Origin of the sequence: Prauserella muralis, from assembly GCF_003202285.1 — a bacterium.
GTDB classification, from domain to species: domain Bacteria; phylum Actinomycetota; class Actinomycetes; order Mycobacteriales; family Pseudonocardiaceae; genus Prauserella_B; species Prauserella_B muralis.
Map to the genome: position 1 here is coordinate 36,502 of NZ_MASW01000009.1, position 17,699 is coordinate 54,200.

The window sequence follows — 17,699 nt, forward strand, 5'->3', positions numbered from 1 at the left end:
TCCGGCGAAACACCGCTCACCTACTGCTGCAACGCGCCCCTGCCGCTACTGGCGAACCGCAGCTCGGGCAGCGGTCTGACACGCAAGCGCAGGCCCTCCCCTTCACCCACGCCCGCACGACGATACCCCATGGGGTATTTTTTGGTAGTGTCGTTCGAGGAGATACCCACATGCGGAAGATCCGGCGGCTCGGGGATCCGCTTCCTCGACGGCGCCGACGTTGTTGCGACGGCGCAGCAGAACCTGGCACTCCAGGCGCCACCTGATCGAGCGTCCCCGGCACGGGGCCGCGGTGGCACATGCCCGACGACATACCCCTAGTCCATATCTGGAGGAAACCGGATGACCGCGTCAACCCGTACCGACAGCCACCCGCCGGACACCGCGGCGTTGTCCCTGCAGCGAAGCGGCCCGTTGGGCAGACTCGGCACGCGGATGGCCGCCCGGGCGTGGTGGGTGGTCGCGGCGTGGGTGCTCGTCGTCGGCGCGCTGGGTTCCCTCGCTCCGACAGTGTTCACCTCCCTGGCCGGCGCCGGGTGGCAGGCCAACGGATCCGAGTCGGTGCAGGTCCGTGAACTCGCCCAGCAGCACTTCGGCGGGAACGCATCCTCGGCCATCCAGGTCGTCGTGCAGTCCGACGACGCGCCGATCAGTGATCCAGCCGTGCAACAAATCCTCGGCCAGGCGGCGGATGTGCTCGCCCAGGACAACCGCATTGGGCAGCTCGTGCCGCCGAAACCGGGGATGACGATCAGCCCGGACGGCCGCACCGGCATTCTGCTCGCCGGAGCCAACGCGAACACCGATGACATGGTCCGCGCGGTCGATGATCTCAAGGCCGACTTGACTGGGCTGTCCACGTCGTCGGTGCACGTCTACCCGACCGGGGCCTCGGCACTGTGGAGCGACTTCAACGAAGCCAACCACGACGCGATGATTCAGGCCGAAATGGTGTCGTGGCCGGTCACCCTGGCGATCATGGTGCTCGCGTTCGGCTCGCTCGTGGCCGCAGGGCTGCCGTTGCTGCTGACCCTGGCCGGGCTCGGCGCCTCCGCCGGTGCGCTGGTGCTGCTCAACGAGATCACCCCGATCTCGGTGTGGGCGATGAACTTCGCCATGATGTTCGCCCTCGCCCTGGGCATCGACTACGCGCTCTTCCTCGTCGTTCGCTTCCGCGACGCTCTGCGCAAGCTGGCGGACGCGCGGGCCGCGGTGGCCGAAACCATGGACACCGCCGGCAAGGCCGTCCTGTTGTCCGGCATCACCGTGCTGGTCAGCCTCTCCGCCGTGCTGCTCGTCCCCGCACCGGCGGTGCGGACCATGGCCGTGGGCATCATGCTCGCCGTCGTCTTCGTCCTCGCCGCCACCCTCACCCTGCTCCCGGCCGTGCTGGGCAAGCTCGGCGGCCGGGTCAACTCCCTCGCCCTGCCCTGGGCCAAGCGCACCGAGGCCCACTCGCCACGGTTCTCCCGCTGGGGGCAGTTGCTGAGCCGTAAACCCTGGCCCTTCGCCCTCGGCGCGCTGCTGGTGTTGATCGCCCTGTCCCTGCCGGTGTTCGGGCTCAAGGTCGCGATGCCCTCCATCCAGGTCGTCCCGAACGATGCCCCGGTCCGGCAGGGCTACGAAGCCGTTCAAGACAGCTTCGGCGACGGCGCCCCCGGCATGCTGCAGATCATCACCCCCGCCGCCGACGCCCAGGCCACCGCCGCCCAGGCCGAGGACACCGACGGCATCGCGCTGGTCACCCCGCCGCAACCCGCCTCCGACGGCTCCGACTACGCCCTGGTCCAAGCCATGCCGACCGTCGATCCGTCCTCGCCCCAACTGGGCGACACACTCGACCGGCTGCGCGACACCCTGCCCGACGGCGCACTCGTCGGTGGCGCGCCGGCGGAGAACCTGGACCTGCAGACCGCACTGAACGACTACCTGCCGTTGGTCGTCGGGGTGATCCTGGCCCTCGGGTTCGTCCTACTCCTGGTCGCCCTGCAAGCCCCGGTCATCGCGCTGCTGGGTACCGTCGTCAGCCTGCTCTCCACCGGCGCCGCGTTCGGCGTGGCGAAGCTGATCTTCCAGGACGGTCACCTCGCCGGGCTCCTCGGCTTCACTCCACAGGGATTCCTCGACGGCTGGGGGCCGGTGTTCTTCTTCGCGATGATCTTCGCCATCGCCATGGACTACACCGTGTTCCTACTCGCCAGCGCCAAAGAACACTACGAACTCACCGGCAGCCCGCGGCGCGCCCTGATCGATGGCCTGGCCCACTCCGGACGCGTGATCTTCGCCGCCGCCGCCGTCATGGTCGCCGTGTTCTTCACCTTCGCCCTCGCCGACCCGCTACCCCCGAAGGAAATGGGCATCATCCTCGGCGTCGCGGTCCTGCTCGACGCCGCACTCATCCGACTCGTGCTCCTGCCGGTCCTGCTCCGCATCACCGGCCACTCCGCCTGGTGGTCACCGCGCTGGCTCCGTAAAGCACTGCCGACCATCACGTTCTCCCACTGACACGTCCCGAGGGGTGGTCGTGACCACTGCTGTCGCGACCACCCCTCGGACCCGAAACACATCACCCGTGGGACTCGGTGAGATGGCTCCGCGCGTGTGGCGCTGGTGTGGGTCACAGGCCGCATCGTCGACGACGAGAGGAGAAGATCAAGCCATGACCACACCCCCGCCAGCCCGGGCAGCCGCAATCCCGACGTCACAGGCACGACGCTCGATCGCCGGGATGGCCGGTTTCATCCTGGCCCTCAACGCGCTCGGCTGGGGAATGCTCCTTTTCGTTGTCATACCACAGCACCACACCCTCAACAGCTCACAGGTGTTCGGCATCGGGCTGGGTATCACCGCGTTTACACTCGGCGTCCGCCACGCCTTCGACGCCGACCACATCGCCGCCATCGACAACACCACCCGCAACCTGCTCGCTCAGGGACAACGCCCACTCTCCGTGGGATTCTGGTTCTCCCTCGGCCACTCCACAGTTGTGTTCGCGCTCTCCATAGCGTTAGCGATGGGCGTGCGGGCACTGGCCGGTGCAGTACAGGACGAGGAATCGGCACTGCGTCACACGGCTAGTGCCCTCGGCTCGGCGGTATCAGGCACCTTCCTCTACGCCATCGCGATCATGAACCTTGTCGCGCTGGCCGGGATCATCAAGGTGTACCGGCAGATGCGCCACCGGGCGGCCACAGAAGCAGATCTCGACAACCAACTCAACAACCGCGGGTTCCTCAACCGACTCCTCAAAAGCACCACCAAGGCAGTCCGCAAACCCTGGCACATCTACCCAGTCGGAGTGCTCTTCGGCCTCGGATTCGACACCGCTACTGAAATCGGTCTACTCATACTCGCCGGCGGAGCCGCACTGTCCCTGCCCTGGTACGCCATCCTGGTACTACCCGCCCTCTTTACAGCAGGCATGACCATGTTCGACACAGCCGAGGGTGTCCTCATGAACGTCGCCTACAACTGGGCCCTCACCAAACCCCTTCGCCGAATGTTCTACAACATCATCGTCACGACACTGTCCGTCGGCAGCGCGTTCCTCATCGGCACGGTGCAACTGGCATCACTACTCACCGACACACTCCACCCCGATTCCGGCCCCATCACCACCATCGCCGAATTCGACCTCAACTACGTCGGATTCGCACTTGTTGGACTGTTCATCCTCGTCTTCGCCCTCGCACTGCTGACCTGGCACCTCGGCAACTTCGACACGAAACCGCCGAAACACGACATAGAGCCGACACACGACATAGACCAGAAAGCCACGATTCGCAAAGACACGACATGACACCGCCCGCGCTCTACGCGGACAGCCGACTCCTCCAGTACCCCCGCGCTCAGGGCTCCATGACAGCCGTTCTTTGACCCATGGGCCGGGGGACATTCACTTTACCGTGTTGCGGCAATGACTATTCCGTTTCAACCATCACGGACACACATAGGCTCAAGGAATGCGCCCCTCTCACGCTTTCCGGTCCATTGGAGTCAGGGCGAGTGAAGGGCAGGATCAGCGTCGACGCAGATCCTGACAGGGTGTCGCGGGTCCTTAAACATCGGTGACGAACGTGCAACTCGTACCGTTCGAGGGTCCTGTTCGACAGCGAGCCGAGCACCTCGGTGTGGCGCCCGGCTCCCTGTGGCCGCAGTGATCAACGGCGGCCGAACATTTTCCACCACTTCCGCTCGGATCCGCCCTGCTCTGGTTGACACTGACACCGCCGTGACGCGGGCACACCGGCGAGCACCTGCTCGACATGGCGCCCACACCCGGTGTAGGTGGCCTTCCCGCAGGTCGAACACACAGCACGTTGACACATCGTTGAACCTCCTATGGCGACCAGGTTTACTATAATACCCCAGGGGGTATCAGCCAATCAAAAATGGGGCCGTCATCGTCTCTCCCCCGGCCACTGTCGCTCGTTATCCCGCCCGCCGACGGGTGCCAAGGAAGGTTCAGAAGTCGCGCGAGGTGTGTGGGGGCGAGTCAGCTGTCAGCGGTGGTCGCCGCTGGCGGCGCTGGAGTCGGGCGTGGGCGCGACCGGTGGCGAGGTACCACTGGACAGCGAGGACGGCCGCGAGAGCGATCTCCACCAGGTCGCCGCCGTAGTACATCAGCTGCGCACCCGTGTGCAGGTCGACCGCACTGTAGGTGGTGGCGGGCGGGCGGGCGACGTACAGGGTCTTGGCAAGGATGGCGTGGCCGGCACCGGCGGCCAGCAGGGTGAGGCCCCGCCAGGCGAGGTTCCAGCGGTGGCGTAGCGGGTCGAGCTGGCAGATGGCGAAGGTGAACAGCAATCCGGCCAGCACGACGTGGACCTGGACTGCGGCGTGTATCAGCGGCTGGTGATGTGTCGCGGCCAGCAATGGGGTGCGGTAGAGCAGCCACAGGCCGCCGATGTCCAGCAGTGCGGCCAGGGGCGGGAAGACAAGCCACGTGACGGGCCGGGAGTGCGCCAGGGCCAGCAACACTCGCCGCGCACTCTGAGGAGGCAGGGCGCGCTGGGCCAGAGTGAGGGGACGGGCGAGGACCAGCAGCAACGGGGCGATCATGGCGACGACGAGGTGCTGGGCCATGTGGGCGGTGAACGGCCCGCCGGACAGCGGGAACAGCACCGCGGACGCTGTGCGTCTGCGCGAACGGCCAGGGCCGCGCCGACGGTCAGCAGGACGAGTCCGGCGCCGTTCCAGGCGAGGTCGTAGGGCAGGATGTCGACGCCGTAGCGGACCTGATGGATGCGCAGCAGCTTGTGGTCGACGATGCCGTCGAAGAGCTGGAACGCGCCTAACCCGAGGAACAGCCCGGCCCAGGCCTGCGGCGGGGCCAGAGTGTGGTGGCGCCGCAAATCCGCATACAACACGAAGCCGGCGACCAGCCCAAGCAGTTCGGCGGTATGCAACAGACCGTCCGAGAGCAACCCGACGGCACGCGTGGAGCGGTCGTAGAAGTGGTGCCAGGCCAGGATCTGGTGAAAGACGATCTCATCGAGCGCGGCCATCACCGCCACACCCAACAGCGCACACCGGCAGAGACCGCCGCGGCCGCTGGCGCCCAAGGATGCAGCAGGTCGAGTCGCACCGGCCGGGCCCCGGGCAACGACACGCCGCGATCCTGCCCGGCCGCCACTCCGACGTCGGACCACCGCCCCGCGAGGACACCTACAGCCGCTAGGCAGAGCGCGACAAGTCAAGGCACCGCTCTCACGCGGGCCCTACGCCCACCAGCCTTCTTCACCTCGGACTGTGCACGCTTTCGGGCGCGTCATCGAATGATCGACGCCCAACCTGTCGATCACGAGTTCGGCCTGCTGCCCATAGCCGAAACTGTTGACCAACAAGTGCAGGTTGCTGGATTTTCGTACGAGTTGGCCCGGTGGTGCGGTACGCACGTCTCACAGGTCTCGTTGCGGGCCAGCCTCGGCCACACTGGTCCACGCACACGATCGACAGTACGAATCGCCGAATTTCGTCCACCAGGCAGCCGCCGCCTGTCGCCTCAGCCCGAGACTCCACCGGCGCCGTCAGGAAGCGAAGCGAACTCCCCCCACTGGCGATACCTCACGGGGTATACTGGTGCCAGGTCGGGATTACTTTAGGAGGGTTCGTATGACTGGGGACGAAGAAACCATCACGCAGGTACTCAATCGGCTCCGCCGTGCGCAAGGGCAACTCGCGGGTGTAATTACCATGATCGAAGCTGGCCGAGGCTGCAAAGACGTCGTCACTCAGCTCGCCGCCGTCTCACGCGCCCTCGACCGTGCCGGATTCAAGATCGTAGCCACCGGCATGCGCCAATGCCTCACCGGCAACGATGACAACAACCAGGAACCCCTGACCGAGGCCGAACTCGAGAAGTTGTTCCTCGCCCTCGCCTGAACCCCTGATACGCCGGTGGACACGAGCTTGGGAGCGTGGCGGTTAACTACCACGGCCCCGACTCCCGACCGCGCCGCATCTGGCCGTGACGTCTATATCCGGACAGAATGGGGCAGGTGGGCGATGAACGATCATCCCGGCAGGCTGCCAACAGTGAGGCGCTGGGGCAGGTAGCGCACGCTCTCAGCGAGGTGGCCCGGTCACTGACCGCGGAACCGGATCTGCACCAGACCATGAAAGGGATCGTGACTGCCGCGGTGGCAACGATCCCTGGCGCGGAGTACGCCGGGGTGTCGCTGCTGGAGGCCGGGCAGCTGCGCACCGTCGCGCCGTCTGACGATCTCGTGGCCCGCTTGGACGAGTTGCAGCATGAGCTGGGCGAAGGCCCATGCGTGGATGCCATCGCCGAGCACCACACCTACCGCACCGGCAACCTCGCCGACGACTCCCGCTGGCCCAAGTTCGCCGACACCGCGGCCAGCCTCGGTGTGGCGTCCGTGCTGGGGTTCCGATTGTTCGCCACCAGCACCACCCTGGGCGCGCTGAACCTGTACTCCTCACAGCGCGACGCGTTCGATGCCGATGCCGAGCACATCGGTGAACTGTTCGCCGCTCACGCCGCCGTCGCCCTGATCGGCTCCCAGGAACAGGCCCAGCTACGCACCGCGCTCGGGACCCGCGACGTGATCGCCACGGCCAAGGGCATCCTCATGCACCGCCACCGCCGCACGGACGCGCAAGCGTCCACGATGCTTCCGACGGCTGGCAACTGAGAACATTGCGCCTCACTCACCAGCAGGGGTGGCCATGGGTCGCGCAACTTCTGCACGTGTCGGCCTACGTGGCGCGCCACCTCGGAGCGCATTGCACGCGCCGAACCGGACGTCCAGGACGGGGGAAAGTTGCGGCAGAGGCGGGCGATTAGGCCTGCTGGCCATCTACTTCAGCTCAGGCATTCGGCAAGTCGTGATTCCGGTGATTACCAGTAAGGTCCGGCATTTCGGTGGTTTACGAGTTCATGAATAACCTCTTCATCAACGTGACGCGATGAGTGTCCTGATTGGACGAGCAGTGGAATCGTTCGACGATGCGCGAATGGCGCGAGCGCGGGCCGACGCTCGCGCGATCGGTTTGTCAGCCCCCGAACGTGACGTCGCCCTGGACGCAGATGCGCAGTGGAACCGTGCTGTCCCTGTCGTTGCGCAGCAGCCACGACTCGGTATCGTCGAGATCGATCGAAACTCGGACCTGCCGGCTGGCCGGATCGACGTAGAGCGCGACGACAAATCGGTGTTGCCGGTGCTGTTCATGATGATCTCCTCGGACGGCGGGCTGCCGTCATCACGGCCCGCGCGGACGCGGGCGGTGCCGTGCGGGTGGGGTGGTCCGGCCGTGTGGCCGGAGGCAAGCGCGGTGCCTGGTACTAGCGGTCGGCGTCTGGGTTGCGCTGTGCCTTGGTGATGTCGCGGTAGTCGGTGCTGCGGTAGCCGGTGTCGCGGTCGGTCGTGGGCGTCCAGCCCAGAGCGGCGAGCAGCGGCCGGATGCCGGCCCACCAGCCACCGGGGAACCGTCGGAAGACCCATTCCTCGGCGGTGTAGCGGTCTTCGTCGTCAGTGGGGCCGCGGGATCACAATCGAGATGGGACGCGAGGTGAACAGGTCGATCGTGATCACCAGCGCGCGGAAGGTGCCGCCGGGCGCGGTACCGACCATGCTGGCGCTGGGTGCTGCGTTGATCAGCGTGGCGTGGTAGCGGGTGGCGTCACCGGGGGCCCACCATGCCCAGCGCGGGCGTTCCGTGGGGATGTTGATCTCGGCGATGAGTTGCCGGGCGTCGTGAATGTCGTTGGTAGTCATGGCGATTCGAGCTACTGCGGATGTGTATCAGCCCACGCAGCGCGATGCCCTCCCCGTGGCGAGTTGGTGCTGGGGAGGGCATCGCGCCGATGTGGCGTAGCTGGTAGCCGGAGTGGTCAGGTGTGGCGGTGTCGCCGGAGGGCGTGCTCGACAGCTTTGGTGATCGTGTCGCCGTTGGTCTGCGCGCTCGCGTGCTGGTAGAGCGGCCAGGACCAGACGCAGTCGCGGCCGTCGCAGTAGATGCGGACGTGCCCGTCGTCGTTTTCCTGAAGTACCAAGGGAAGGCGGTGCCGCTCGGGCTCCGGCCGCCGGGGCGTGCTGCCTGATGTGGTGAGGCGCGAGCCGTCCTGAAAAGCCACGTCGACCCCGCGCTCGGCGAGGTGCTGCACGACGCGGCTGACCAGGTCTTGCGCGTTGACCTTGCCGACGGCCGAACCGGGCCGGGCCGGGCGGGATCTTCGAGGTAGTTGTAAACCAGGTCTTCCAGCGTTTCGACCAGAATCATCGGTAGGGGTCCTCTCGTGGGAAGCGGATAGGTGCGTAGGCAGGGGACGCGTTCCAAGCCAGACACAGGCGACAGAGGGCGCCGCTACTTGTATTCGCGCTTCCACCTGGCTTCGACCTTGGGAGCCAGTTCGGCGCGCAAGTCGTCCTCGGTGCGGCCAGCGCGGCCAGCGCGGCCAGGATGAGCTGCGCGTCCTCGCGGTACTCGGCGATGGTGTCTCGGTGGTGGGCGATGCTTGCCCTGGTCAGATACCGGGCGTAGGCCAAGGCGTCTAAGTAGGAGCGACGGGCCGTGAACTCGGTGTCGATCTGCCCGTACCCCTTAGTGCGCAAGGGTGTTCCGTCCGGCGCGGTGATCGCTTTCGCGGCCTTGGCTTTCGCGCGTTCGGCTTTCTCGGCTTCCCGCGCGAGTTGCTCGGGGGTCTTGATCCGTCTGGGCTGGTTGCGAATGTCGACCGGCGCGCTGGGGTAGCACTCGGTGCATGCGGCCTTGCCGGCCTGCTCGACGATCTCGGTCTCGTCGTGCCCGGAGAGCTGGGTGAGCCAGGCGAACCGGGTGGAGGGGAAGCAGGTGCGGCACTCCATGGTGCGGTGGACGTGGCCGCCGGTGTTGAGGACCAGCCAGGCGCGGGTCCAGCCGCCCCGACGCTCGAACTCCGCATCGAGGGGGCGCGCGGCGGCCTCGCACTCGGCGATGGTCTGGCGGGCCTGCTCGATCCGGGGCTGCAACTCGGTCGCGTACTCGGCCATGCCGTCGTTCACCAGACGGTGGACGCGGGCGGTGAGCCCGTTGACGGTGTCGGTGGCCTTGGCATGCTCGATGCCGAGCCGGGCGAGCTCTTCGTCGATCTCGGACGGGGTTGCGGTCGTGGGGTCGTCGATAGGCATGGTGTTCACCTCGGAACGGGTTCGGGCCAGGCCGTGTCGGCCAGGCGGGGGCGTGGGAAGGCGTCGCCGGTGCGCCAGGCGCGGATGGCGGGGGCGAATTCGCTGGTAACGGCGCGGTCGAGGTCGCGGATGTCGATCGTGGTCCGGCCGTTGCGGCGGGCGTCGGCCCACAGGTCGAGGACCTTGGTGAGGCTGTCGGCCAGCAGCGCGGTCAGGGCGGTGGGCGGGTAGTCCTCGGCGACCGCGGCCAGCAGGCCGGCCATCTCGGTCAGCGGCCGGGGGTGGTGCAGTGGCCGAGCTGGCGGACCGGCAGCGTGACCACGTTCTCGGGTCCGGGCTGGGCGCCGGCCAGGGTGACCGTGCCGAGATGGACGTCGGCGCCGAGTTGGAAGACGTAGACCCATAAGCCCATGCGGGTGAGCGACTGGCGCGGAAGGTGGCGGTCCCGCGCCACGTCGAGCGCCTTGGCGCGGTTGGCGGGCACGGTGTGCACGTCGTCCAGACGCAGCCGTGACAGGTCGAGGCGGTCGTAGAACTTCATGAACACGAAGGGCTCCTTTCTTTGTGGTGGCGCGATTCACGCGCGGGTCTGGGCGAGTTCGCGGGGTGGCAGGGCGGTGGTGGTCCAGCCGTAGAGGTCGAAGACCTGGCGGGCGTGGGTGCGGTAGTAGAGGTCGAAGGCGCCGCCCTGGCCGGCGTGGGTGGCGCGGCGGTGGCAGTAGCGCGGCGCGCCGCCGTTGCCGAACTCGGTTTGCCAGGTGCACACGCGCAGCCGGTGGACGCGGATGACGAGGCCAGGGCCGCCGTTGACGCCTGCCCAGCGGCCTCCGTCGACGTCGGTGGCGTGCCAGACGTAGCGGGTCCACATCCCGCCGGACGGGGTGTAGGTGCGCCGGCCGACCTGGTGGGCGTCGGTGGGGTCGATCGTGGCCAGGTGCCCGCCGGGCGCGGTAATCAGCGCGTCGCCGGCCGAGGACACGTAGGCGACGAAGGTGTTCGCGCGGGTCATCGCGTGGCGTTCGCGTTCGTTCGAGCACGGGTAGCAGCTCGTGGCGCCGGTGGTCGGGTCGATCGCGCGGCCGGTGCCGATCCCGCTGGGGTCCGGGGTGGGTGGGTGGCCGCAGTCGAGAACGTCCGCCACGGGGGCGGTGGAGGAGGTGGTGGTCATGGCGGTATCGGTCCCTTCGGGCCGGAAGTGAGCGGAATCGGCAAGGGCACAGGCCGGCCGTTCGGCCACCGGAGGGGTGGACCGAACGGCCGGAGGTGATCAAGGAAGGTGTCCGAACGTGGCCAGCAGCCGGGCGAACTCGGTCACCCGGTCGTGCGGGACGCGGACGGTGAACACCGAGTCGGACGCGCCGGGCCGCACGCAGACTCGGCCGTGGACGCCTGCGTCGACCGTGCCGAAGTGGAAGTCGGTCGCCTGGTCTTGGCGCTGCACGCCCAGGCGGGCCGCGACGGTCGCCGCGAGTTGCTCACGGGCGGCGGCGATGCCGTCGCTGGCGTGCTTCTCGTCCCAGGCCGCGTGCAGCGCGGTCTCATAATTCGGCAGCAGCCGGCGCCGGGTCTCGTGGGCGATCACGTCGGGCGGTTTGCACCGGCCCACGGTGATCTTGTGGTCCTGCTCGTGGTCCTGCGGGACATGGTTGCGCAGGAAGCCGAGGTGACCGATAATGATCAATCGGTCCCGGTCGGTCTTGCGGCCGGTAGTGGTGCCGTCGACCAGGTCGAGGACCTGATCGTTCGGTCCGGCGAGATGGGCTTCCGAGCCGTCGTCGGCCTTGCCGGTGTAGGCGCGCCATCCGGTCCCGAGGTGCTCGGCGACAGTGTGCGCGAGGTCGAGGGTTGTCATTGGGGTTCTCCGTGGGGTTGCTGGTCGACGAGCCAGTCCGAGCCGAGCCGGCCGACTTGGTGGTGAGGTGTGGCGGTAACCGGCGCACGACGAGGCGCCGGCCGACCGTCGACGGACGGTCGGTCGGCGGGTGCGGAAAGGGGCTGAGGTCAGCGGCAGTGGCCGGTGATCTGGACCAGGTGGGCCATGTCGACCACGGGCCCGGCCCAGTAGCGGACGTGGGCCGGTTGGTTGCCGATTCCCCAGACGTAGAGCCGGAAATCGGGGTCGCTCGGGCAGGCCCACACGGAGCGCTTACCGGGCCCCTCGGGCGCGGGGGCGCCGTGTTCGTCGCACCGATCATCGACGACCAGGCCCCCACCCCAGGACGACCGCAGGTGCGCGAACACCCGGACGTACGGGGCATCGAACGGCACCGTGTGCGCCTGCTGCCGGGCCGCGACCCATTCGGCCAGTGCGTCCGCGGACAACGGCCGGCGGGAGGTGATCACGGCACGTACGCCGTCGACGTCGGTGAGCCGGCCGTGGTCGCTGCTGTCCGCGTAGGCCAGTGCGCACGGCCCGGTGAACCACAACGTGATCCATTGCGGGCCGCGATGCCAGCCGCGCGCATAGCCGCGCCGGTCGCCCAGCTCGGTGATCGGGATCGGTGGCAACACGCCGTCCAGGCCCCGGTCCGGTCGGGGCGTCCACCCGTGTGCGCGGAGGTCGTCGTCCACGGTCGGGTAGATCATGTCCGTGGTCCGGGCGCCGGAGTAGCCGCGTGCCGCGCGGCTCAAGGTCGTCGCCAAGCCGTCCATGCGGCCGGTGACGTTGCGCAGGCCCTGTACAGGCATCGGGTTCGAGCTCAGCGCGTCGTCGTGCAGGTCGGCAACCTGGCAGCGGAGTTCCTCCGCGAGCCTGGCCAGGCTGGTGAGGCTGCCGGCCTGCACACGGTTCACCGTCTCCAAGGAGTCGGCCCGTGCGCGTTCCCGGTCGAGCTCCGCGCGCAGAGCGTCCAGGGTGGTCGAGTGGCCTGTGGTCAGCGTGGGTGCTCGCTTTCGTCGGTCGAATTGCGTGAATGTGCGGAGGTGATGGGAAAAGGGCGTCACTGTTCTGCGAGCACGCGGTCGAGCTGATCAAGGAAGTAGTCGACGTCCGTGTTCGGGCGCATCGCGTCGCCGGACGGCATCCAGTAGGAGTCGTCGACGTAACCGGTGCCGGCGACCTGGTCGAAGGTGTCGACGTAACCGGTGTGATCGCATTCGCAGCAGTCCGGCGCGGTCACCGGGTACAACTGGCTTCCGACATTCAGGCAGGCGGTGGCCAACGCGCGTTCCCGGAACGTGGGCGCGGTATAGGTGGCGATCGCGGTCACCACGCGGGCGGCCGGGAATCGGGCGAACAACTCAGCCAGCACGTCGTAGTGGGCGTGCCAGCACGCGGAAATGGTGCTGCGCCTGCCGTTCGGGCCGGTGCCCTTGCCGAACGCGGACGCGCTTCCCTTGGCGCCGGAACCCGCTGTGTCGGTGGTGCGAAGGGTGAACGTGGCGCGGGGTCCGGCGCGGTTGCTGCGATCCTCACCCGTGTGCGTGGTTATGTTTCCGTCGTAGAGCGCGCTGGACACGTCGCGTACGACGCTGTGAATATCGGTGATGGACACGCCGTACACGAACATGGTTGAACTCCTTTACTGATTCGGGAAACGGTGGTGATGACGTGCGCGCGGATGAGTCGAACAATCCGCAACGGAAAGCAGAGCCGTTGCAACCATTGCGTGCGGGTGAGAGCTGCGCGGCGCCCGTATGAACGGGCGCCGAGACACGCGGCTGACTATCAGTGAAATTTCGGGATGCGCTGGACGATTGCGCTAGATCCAGGAATCGACTCGGCGGACCGTGGCGCCGCACTTCTTGGCGACGTACTCCGCAGCGTCCGCCAGGTCCGAAAGTCGGTACCGATAGGCGGACAGCGGCACCGGACCGGCTTCGCCGTCGGTGGACTCGATACGCCAACGTCCGCGCGGTGCCCGCTCGCAGGCGACGAACGCACACCCGTCACGAGTGAACGCGACCGCGCTATCGGCGTCCTGTTCGCCGTACGTGTCGTCTGTCATGACGTAGCCGTTTTGGGCGTACTGAAAGTGGAGCTTAACGACGTTGGCCGTGTCCGTGTCGGTGGACATGTCGCCTCCCTTGGCGTTGACCGGTAGGACGAGGGAAGGTGCGCGGGTTTCAGGCCCAGCGCGGTTGGAATTCGTCGCGCAGCCCGCCAAAGGTCCACGCACCGAAGATGCGGAACTGTCCGCAACGCACGCGCACGTGTGCGCGCGGAACACAACCGCTCGGGGTGAATGTGGTGTGTTCGCCACGGCGGTAGGCGCCGCGCGTGGCGGTCACCAACACGGCGATTTCGCCGCGCGGGGTGTACCCGCTCACCTTGGCCGGTACGAGTCCGGAGAAACTGTCCAGGAATATGAGATCACCGATCCGAATCACGGTTGTCGGAATCGAACGGTGTTGTGTGTCAGTCATCGTGACCTCACTCGGGATGCTTTAGGCGGCTGACTGGTAGCCCGTACCGGGGCACGTGGCTAGGTCGGGCAGGAACACGGTGCGGAATTCGTTCCATGCGCGTTCGGAATTCGCGCGAGCCTGGTTGCGTCCCTTGTCCAGCCGGTTGGGGCCGCGCCGTTGTTCGGCTTCCTGGTTGAGCCGTTGACGGACCAACCAGGTCACGGCCTGGACCTGGTGCGCCGAGATCCGCTCTCCCGTGCGTGTGGAGATCAGGTCCGCGGCACGGCGGTACAGGCTGACCACGTGGTCGTACTGCCGACGGGAAATCGATCCGTCCTTGCGGCGGAACCCGTTGACCGGCGCGGAGTCGTACTCCTCGGAGGTGAGCGCGCGACCGTGCGCCACCGAGAGCGCGTGTCGATCGATCACCACATGCGGGTCATCCGAGTCTTGATCTCCGCCGAACTCGATCAGGTGGGCAAAGTCGCGGATTTTCGGACCGTTGAGGATGTCCTCATACCGTTCGCCCTTGAGTAGCCGATCCGCGGCGCGTTTCTGGCCGGTCGTGGCGAACATTCCGGAACCGGGCCCGCCGATTCCCTTACGCTCGCGCAGTACGCGAGCGGCATTAAGGACGTTGCCGATCCATCCCTGTTGCGGTGAGTAAATCGCGAGCATTCCGGCGCCGAGATGAGCGTCATCGTTCCCGATGGCGGTTGCCACGTGGTGAGCATCGGCATACCAGCGCATTCCTTGCGCGATTTCGTCGGATGTGGCCTGTTCCCAGTGCCACACGATGTTTTCGTGGCTCACGGGGTGCGCCCGGAACCATGGGTGATCACTGGGGGCAGGCATGACAATTCAGTCCTCTTAGGTGTGATTCACGCTTACCGGCGAGTCGTCCCACAAGCGGGACCATCCCGATTGCACGGGACGCGCGCCGGCCGTTCGTACGTATTTGTCCAATGCGAGCAATTCGCGTCGCACTTCTCCGACGTCCAGTTTCCACAGCTCACGGGAGATCTCATCCCGCACGCGGTCAAGGTCAATCGCGCCCGATGACGCGAGGGAATACAGAGCGGACGACATACCGCTATGCCACTCGAAAGCGATGCGTCGCGCTTGTCCGTCACTGATCATGACGATGACTGCACTCATCGGTTTCACTCCTTGACTCATGCCGCGACCGTGACCGGAATGGATTCCATAGCGGAAAAATCGAAAATGGCGAGCTGGGCGGTTTCCTGCGCGAGGGTCACTGCCTCGGACAGGTCCGCGGTCACGACGGAAACGTCCAGGTAGACGCGACCGGTCGCAGGGTCGCGCCATCCGCCGAGAACGCGACCGCGCAGCGAAAGAGCGTCTTTCGCTCGCGCGATGTACTCGTTTAGGTCGTTGCTGGTCACGGTACCGTCGAAAACGCGTTCGTGTTCCGGATGAACGGCAACCGCATAGCCGGTACGGACGTCCGAACCGTCGTCAGGTTTGACAGAAAAACCGCCGTCCGGAACGGACAGAGCGTCCGCCATCGCGCTAATACGGGCGGACCAATCGATCAGAGACATAGTCATGGCGGTACTCCATTTCGTATACGAAAGTGGTTGACTGGCAGCGATTCAGGCCAGTTGTGAACTGGCATCGAGGCGCGCAACCCTCGCCCTTGTGAGATCTCCGCAAAAGGGACACATCCTGGTATCCGGGCAATACGGCACTGCTCACGGGTGAGGGTTGCGCGTTTCGATGGCACATTCCCTGAATCTCTAAAACACTGTTGGGATAAGCCGTTATGTCTAGCGCACAATGCCAGGAACCATGCCCGTAAGGGTTTGGCGTGCTATGGGCAGGCGAGAGCGACGCTCTCAAGCCAGAGAAACCCAATGTCGGCAACCGCCTAAAACAACCCCGAACGCCTACACATTGCGACGTTTTTCGGTGCTAGACCACCATTGACTTATCTTGGGGACATACCTGTGGCAGGCATGCCATTTATGCGCGCTTCTCCGCTCTATAGCAAGAGCTTTACGTCGCGAAGCTGCAAGCGCAGTTACTACGCACTCCAGATTAGAAATGCGCGTTTGGCTACGCGTCGTTCTTCACGCTGCTCTGCACGGTTTCGCTGCTGTCCGCACGGCCCAAGCCGTTGCCCGCGCTTTACGGGACTACTGTCATCTCGACACCCGGAAGGAGGTACTGACCGAATCGGAGAGCTCGCAGGGACGCCGTGCCCTGGTCCTCACCCTCTCGATTCGTTCCGTTGACTTCTTGGCGTGGAGTCGACATGTAGAAGTACACACCCTGAGTCCACACTTTGCAAGCCCAAGAGGACTCGTCGTTACCGTTCCGTTACCTCGTGGCGCAAAGTCGCTGGGTCAGAGCTGCGCAGAGTCAGCCGCGCCCCCTCGGGGTGACTGTCCAAACCGGGCATAGAAGAGCCGACAGCGGCAAGGCACGGCGACGCCCAGCGGAGCGGACAGCTCATCTCTTGCTTTTCTGGGTTTATGAATGGCGAAATGCCGAGAAATGGTAATCGCGAGCGCGTCTAGTCCTCATTTCAGCTCATGCGATTCAACCCGAGAGAACTCAAACCAAGTTTGAGTATTGACATGCGGTCGAAATTGTGATTGTCAAGCGCAAGCGACAATCGGCCGCGAATTGATACAAAGTGTCAGATTCGGACGGAGTTGATCAGCGGCGAATGCGCGACAGGGGATGCGACCGAGCAGCGGAGCAGCGAGAGTCGGGCCAATGCATGGCCATCAAACAGCGGGAAGTGGGGTACGGACCGGGTGGTGAGCAACGCAGCCAGGGTGACCACGGGGTCACGAGTAACGGCAGGTGACCCCCCACCCAAATCGACTGTTCATGTGCCTGCCGGCCACCGAGTCGGGCGTTACATCGGTAGCCCCCGCGGACTGCGTAACCAGGCACTTCGCAGGGTTGGAGGGCTACCGCTCTAGCAGGCAGCTGAATCGGACCGTCGCCGGGTAGGTGGCCAGGACGCTACAAGAGGATCACTGACCGTGCTGTTGATCTACTAGTTGGTCACTCGATGTGGTGACGCCTGTTCGTCCTAAGTAGAAATACCCTGCACGGGGTACCCCGTTTGACGTAGCGTTGACAACCTTGACACTGATCAACCGAGGTGGCCGATGGCGGAGACGATTATACGCCTTCTGGCCAGAAAGGAGGCGATTCTCATTTTTGAATATCAGGGTCGCCTGTGCCGCGGGGGCGGGGTGTAGGCGGGCCGTCACGAACGATTATGGGGGGTGTACATGGTAACGGGGGACGCTAGGTACCTGGCGCGGTCGCGGGATCTCCGCCACGTGCTGAACGGGGAATGGATCACGCACATTTTGGTGGCGTTGAGTGCAGGTCCGCTGCATTACAGCGAGCTCCATACCGCCATTCAGGAAATGACGACGTTCGATCCGTGGACCGGGACGGTTCGCAGGATTCAGAGCCGGGCGTTGGGCCGGACGTTGCGGCGGATGGAGACCGCCGGTCTGGTGGATCGGGTCGAGGAGCGGACGTTTCCGCGGTCGGTGGTGTACTCGCTGACTCCTGCCGCCGCGGATTTACTGGTCCGGGCGCGGCCTCTGATCGACTGGGCGGAAGAGAACCTCGATCTGATCGAGCGCTTGCAGAAGGCGCCGGACGATGGCGAGTCGTCGCAGGATGACGACGATCAGCCCGACTGAGGCATCGCTGCGCTGTCGG

22 protein-coding genes are annotated in these 17,699 nt (G+C 65.9%); 6 read left to right on the forward strand and 16 right to left on the reverse strand.

Features of this window, described 5'->3' with window-relative positions; all coding sequences use genetic code 11:
* The first annotated feature begins 342 nt into the window (after nt 1-342).
* Both BAY60_RS35140 and nicT read left to right on the forward strand, forming a co-directional pair.
* The gene (locus tag BAY60_RS35140; RefSeq protein ID WP_043830838.1) at nt 343-2,505 is read left to right on the forward strand and encodes an MMPL family transporter; all 2,163 of its coding nucleotides are present in this window, start codon (nt 343-345) and stop codon (nt 2,503-2,505) included.
* A gap of 154 nt (nt 2,506-2,659) precedes the next feature.
* Nucleotides 2,660-3,799: a Nickel transporter NicT gene (gene nicT, locus BAY60_RS35145; RefSeq protein WP_112285677.1), complete on the forward strand. Its 1,140-nt coding sequence runs from the start codon at nt 2,660-2,662 to the stop codon at nt 3,797-3,799.
* Between the two features lie 665 nt (nt 3,800-4,464).
* On the opposite strand, the gene BAY60_RS35150 is transcribed toward nicT, so the two are convergent.
* Nucleotides 4,465-5,124 (reverse strand): cytochrome c oxidase assembly protein, encoded by a 660-nt coding sequence (locus BAY60_RS35150; RefSeq protein WP_197684734.1) that lies wholly within the window; start codon nt 5,122-5,124, stop codon nt 4,465-4,467.
* A complete protein-coding gene (locus tag BAY60_RS35155) occupies nt 5,058-5,516 on the reverse strand; it encodes a DUF2243 domain-containing protein (RefSeq protein WP_228708117.1) in 459 nt (152 codons plus the stop codon). The genes BAY60_RS35150 and BAY60_RS35155 overlap by 67 nt, the downstream gene beginning before the upstream one ends.
* A gap of 598 nt (nt 5,517-6,114) precedes the next feature.
* Here BAY60_RS35155 and BAY60_RS35160 point away from each other — a divergent pair.
* The 3 genes from BAY60_RS35160 (at nt 6,115) to BAY60_RS36915 (ending at nt 7,845) form a co-directional block, all read left to right on the forward strand.
* Nucleotides 6,115-6,384, forward strand: coding sequence for a metal-sensitive transcriptional regulator (locus BAY60_RS35160; protein ID WP_043830840.1), 270 nt, complete (start codon nt 6,115-6,117; stop codon nt 6,382-6,384).
* Between the two features lie 107 nt (nt 6,385-6,491).
* On the forward strand, nt 6,492-7,157 hold the full coding sequence (locus tag BAY60_RS35165) for a GAF and ANTAR domain-containing protein (protein ID WP_112276657.1): 666 nt from the start codon (nt 6,492-6,494) through the stop codon (nt 7,155-7,157).
* A gap of 274 nt (nt 7,158-7,431) precedes the next feature.
* Entirely contained in the window at nt 7,432-7,845 is a 414-nt protein-coding gene (locus tag BAY60_RS36915; RefSeq protein WP_144024177.1) for a hypothetical protein, read from the forward strand.
* Between the two features lie 149 nt (nt 7,846-7,994).
* Here BAY60_RS36915 and BAY60_RS35170 read toward each other — a convergent pair whose 3' ends face one another.
* From BAY60_RS35170 to BAY60_RS35225, 14 genes are all read right to left on the reverse strand, one after another.
* Entirely contained in the window at nt 7,995-8,240 is a 246-nt protein-coding gene (locus tag BAY60_RS35170) for a hypothetical protein (RefSeq protein ID WP_043829842.1), read from the reverse strand.
* Between the two features lie 116 nt (nt 8,241-8,356).
* Nucleotides 8,357-8,629, reverse strand: coding sequence for a hypothetical protein (locus BAY60_RS35175; RefSeq protein ID WP_043829844.1), 273 nt, complete (start codon nt 8,627-8,629; stop codon nt 8,357-8,359).
* Nucleotides 8,630-8,741: 112 nt separating this feature from the next.
* On the reverse strand, nt 8,742-9,632 hold the full coding sequence (locus BAY60_RS35180; RefSeq protein WP_112285678.1) for a hypothetical protein: 891 nt from the start codon (nt 9,630-9,632) through the stop codon (nt 8,742-8,744).
* Between the two features lie 5 nt (nt 9,633-9,637).
* Entirely contained in the window at nt 9,638-9,895 is a 258-nt protein-coding gene (locus BAY60_RS35185) for a hypothetical protein (protein WP_043829846.1), read from the reverse strand.
* A 5-nt stretch (nt 9,896-9,900) separates the two neighbouring features.
* Nucleotides 9,901-10,173: a hypothetical protein gene (locus BAY60_RS35190; protein ID WP_146771135.1), complete on the reverse strand. Its 273-nt coding sequence runs from the start codon at nt 10,171-10,173 to the stop codon at nt 9,901-9,903.
* A 36-nt stretch (nt 10,174-10,209) separates the two neighbouring features.
* Nucleotides 10,210-10,800 carry a hypothetical protein gene (locus BAY60_RS35195; RefSeq protein ID WP_043829849.1) on the reverse strand — a complete coding sequence of 197 codons (591 nt, stop codon included), beginning with the start codon at nt 10,798-10,800 and terminating at the stop codon, nt 10,210-10,212.
* Nucleotides 10,801-10,899: 99 nt separating this feature from the next.
* On the reverse strand, nt 10,900-11,484 hold the full coding sequence (locus BAY60_RS35200; RefSeq protein WP_043829851.1) for a hypothetical protein: 585 nt from the start codon (nt 11,482-11,484) through the stop codon (nt 10,900-10,902).
* 149 nt (nt 11,485-11,633) lie between these two features.
* The gene (locus BAY60_RS35205; protein WP_143102011.1) at nt 11,634-12,416 is read right to left on the reverse strand and encodes a hypothetical protein; all 783 of its coding nucleotides are present in this window, start codon (nt 12,414-12,416) and stop codon (nt 11,634-11,636) included.
* Nucleotides 12,417-12,571: 155 nt separating this feature from the next.
* A complete protein-coding gene (locus BAY60_RS35210; RefSeq protein ID WP_146771136.1) occupies nt 12,572-13,135 on the reverse strand; it encodes a hypothetical protein in 564 nt (187 codons plus the stop codon).
* A gap of 198 nt (nt 13,136-13,333) precedes the next feature.
* Complete coding sequence (locus BAY60_RS35215; protein ID WP_043829857.1) at nt 13,334-13,648, reverse strand: hypothetical protein; 315 nt, start codon at nt 13,646-13,648, stop codon at nt 13,334-13,336.
* Nucleotides 13,649-13,697: 49 nt separating this feature from the next.
* On the reverse strand, nt 13,698-13,997 hold the full coding sequence (locus tag BAY60_RS36920; protein ID WP_091680093.1) for a hypothetical protein: 300 nt from the start codon (nt 13,995-13,997) through the stop codon (nt 13,698-13,700).
* Nucleotides 13,998-14,018: 21 nt separating this feature from the next.
* Nucleotides 14,019-14,792, reverse strand: a complete 774-nt coding sequence (locus BAY60_RS35220; protein WP_144024176.1) for a DUF7178 family protein — start codon at nt 14,790-14,792, stop codon at nt 14,019-14,021.
* Nucleotides 14,793-14,849: 57 nt separating this feature from the next.
* The gene (locus tag BAY60_RS36925; protein ID WP_043829862.1) at nt 14,850-15,137 is read right to left on the reverse strand and encodes a hypothetical protein; all 288 of its coding nucleotides are present in this window, start codon (nt 15,135-15,137) and stop codon (nt 14,850-14,852) included.
* A gap of 17 nt (nt 15,138-15,154) precedes the next feature.
* Nucleotides 15,155-15,550, reverse strand: a complete 396-nt coding sequence (locus tag BAY60_RS35225) for a hypothetical protein (RefSeq protein ID WP_112285680.1) — start codon at nt 15,548-15,550, stop codon at nt 15,155-15,157.
* Nucleotides 15,551-17,305: 1,755 nt separating this feature from the next.
* On the opposite strand from BAY60_RS35225, the gene BAY60_RS35230 reads away from it, so the two are divergent.
* Nucleotides 17,306-17,680: a winged helix-turn-helix transcriptional regulator gene (locus BAY60_RS35230; protein ID WP_158077475.1), complete on the forward strand. Its 375-nt coding sequence runs from the start codon at nt 17,306-17,308 to the stop codon at nt 17,678-17,680.
* Nucleotides 17,681-17,699: the final 19 nt, after the last annotated feature.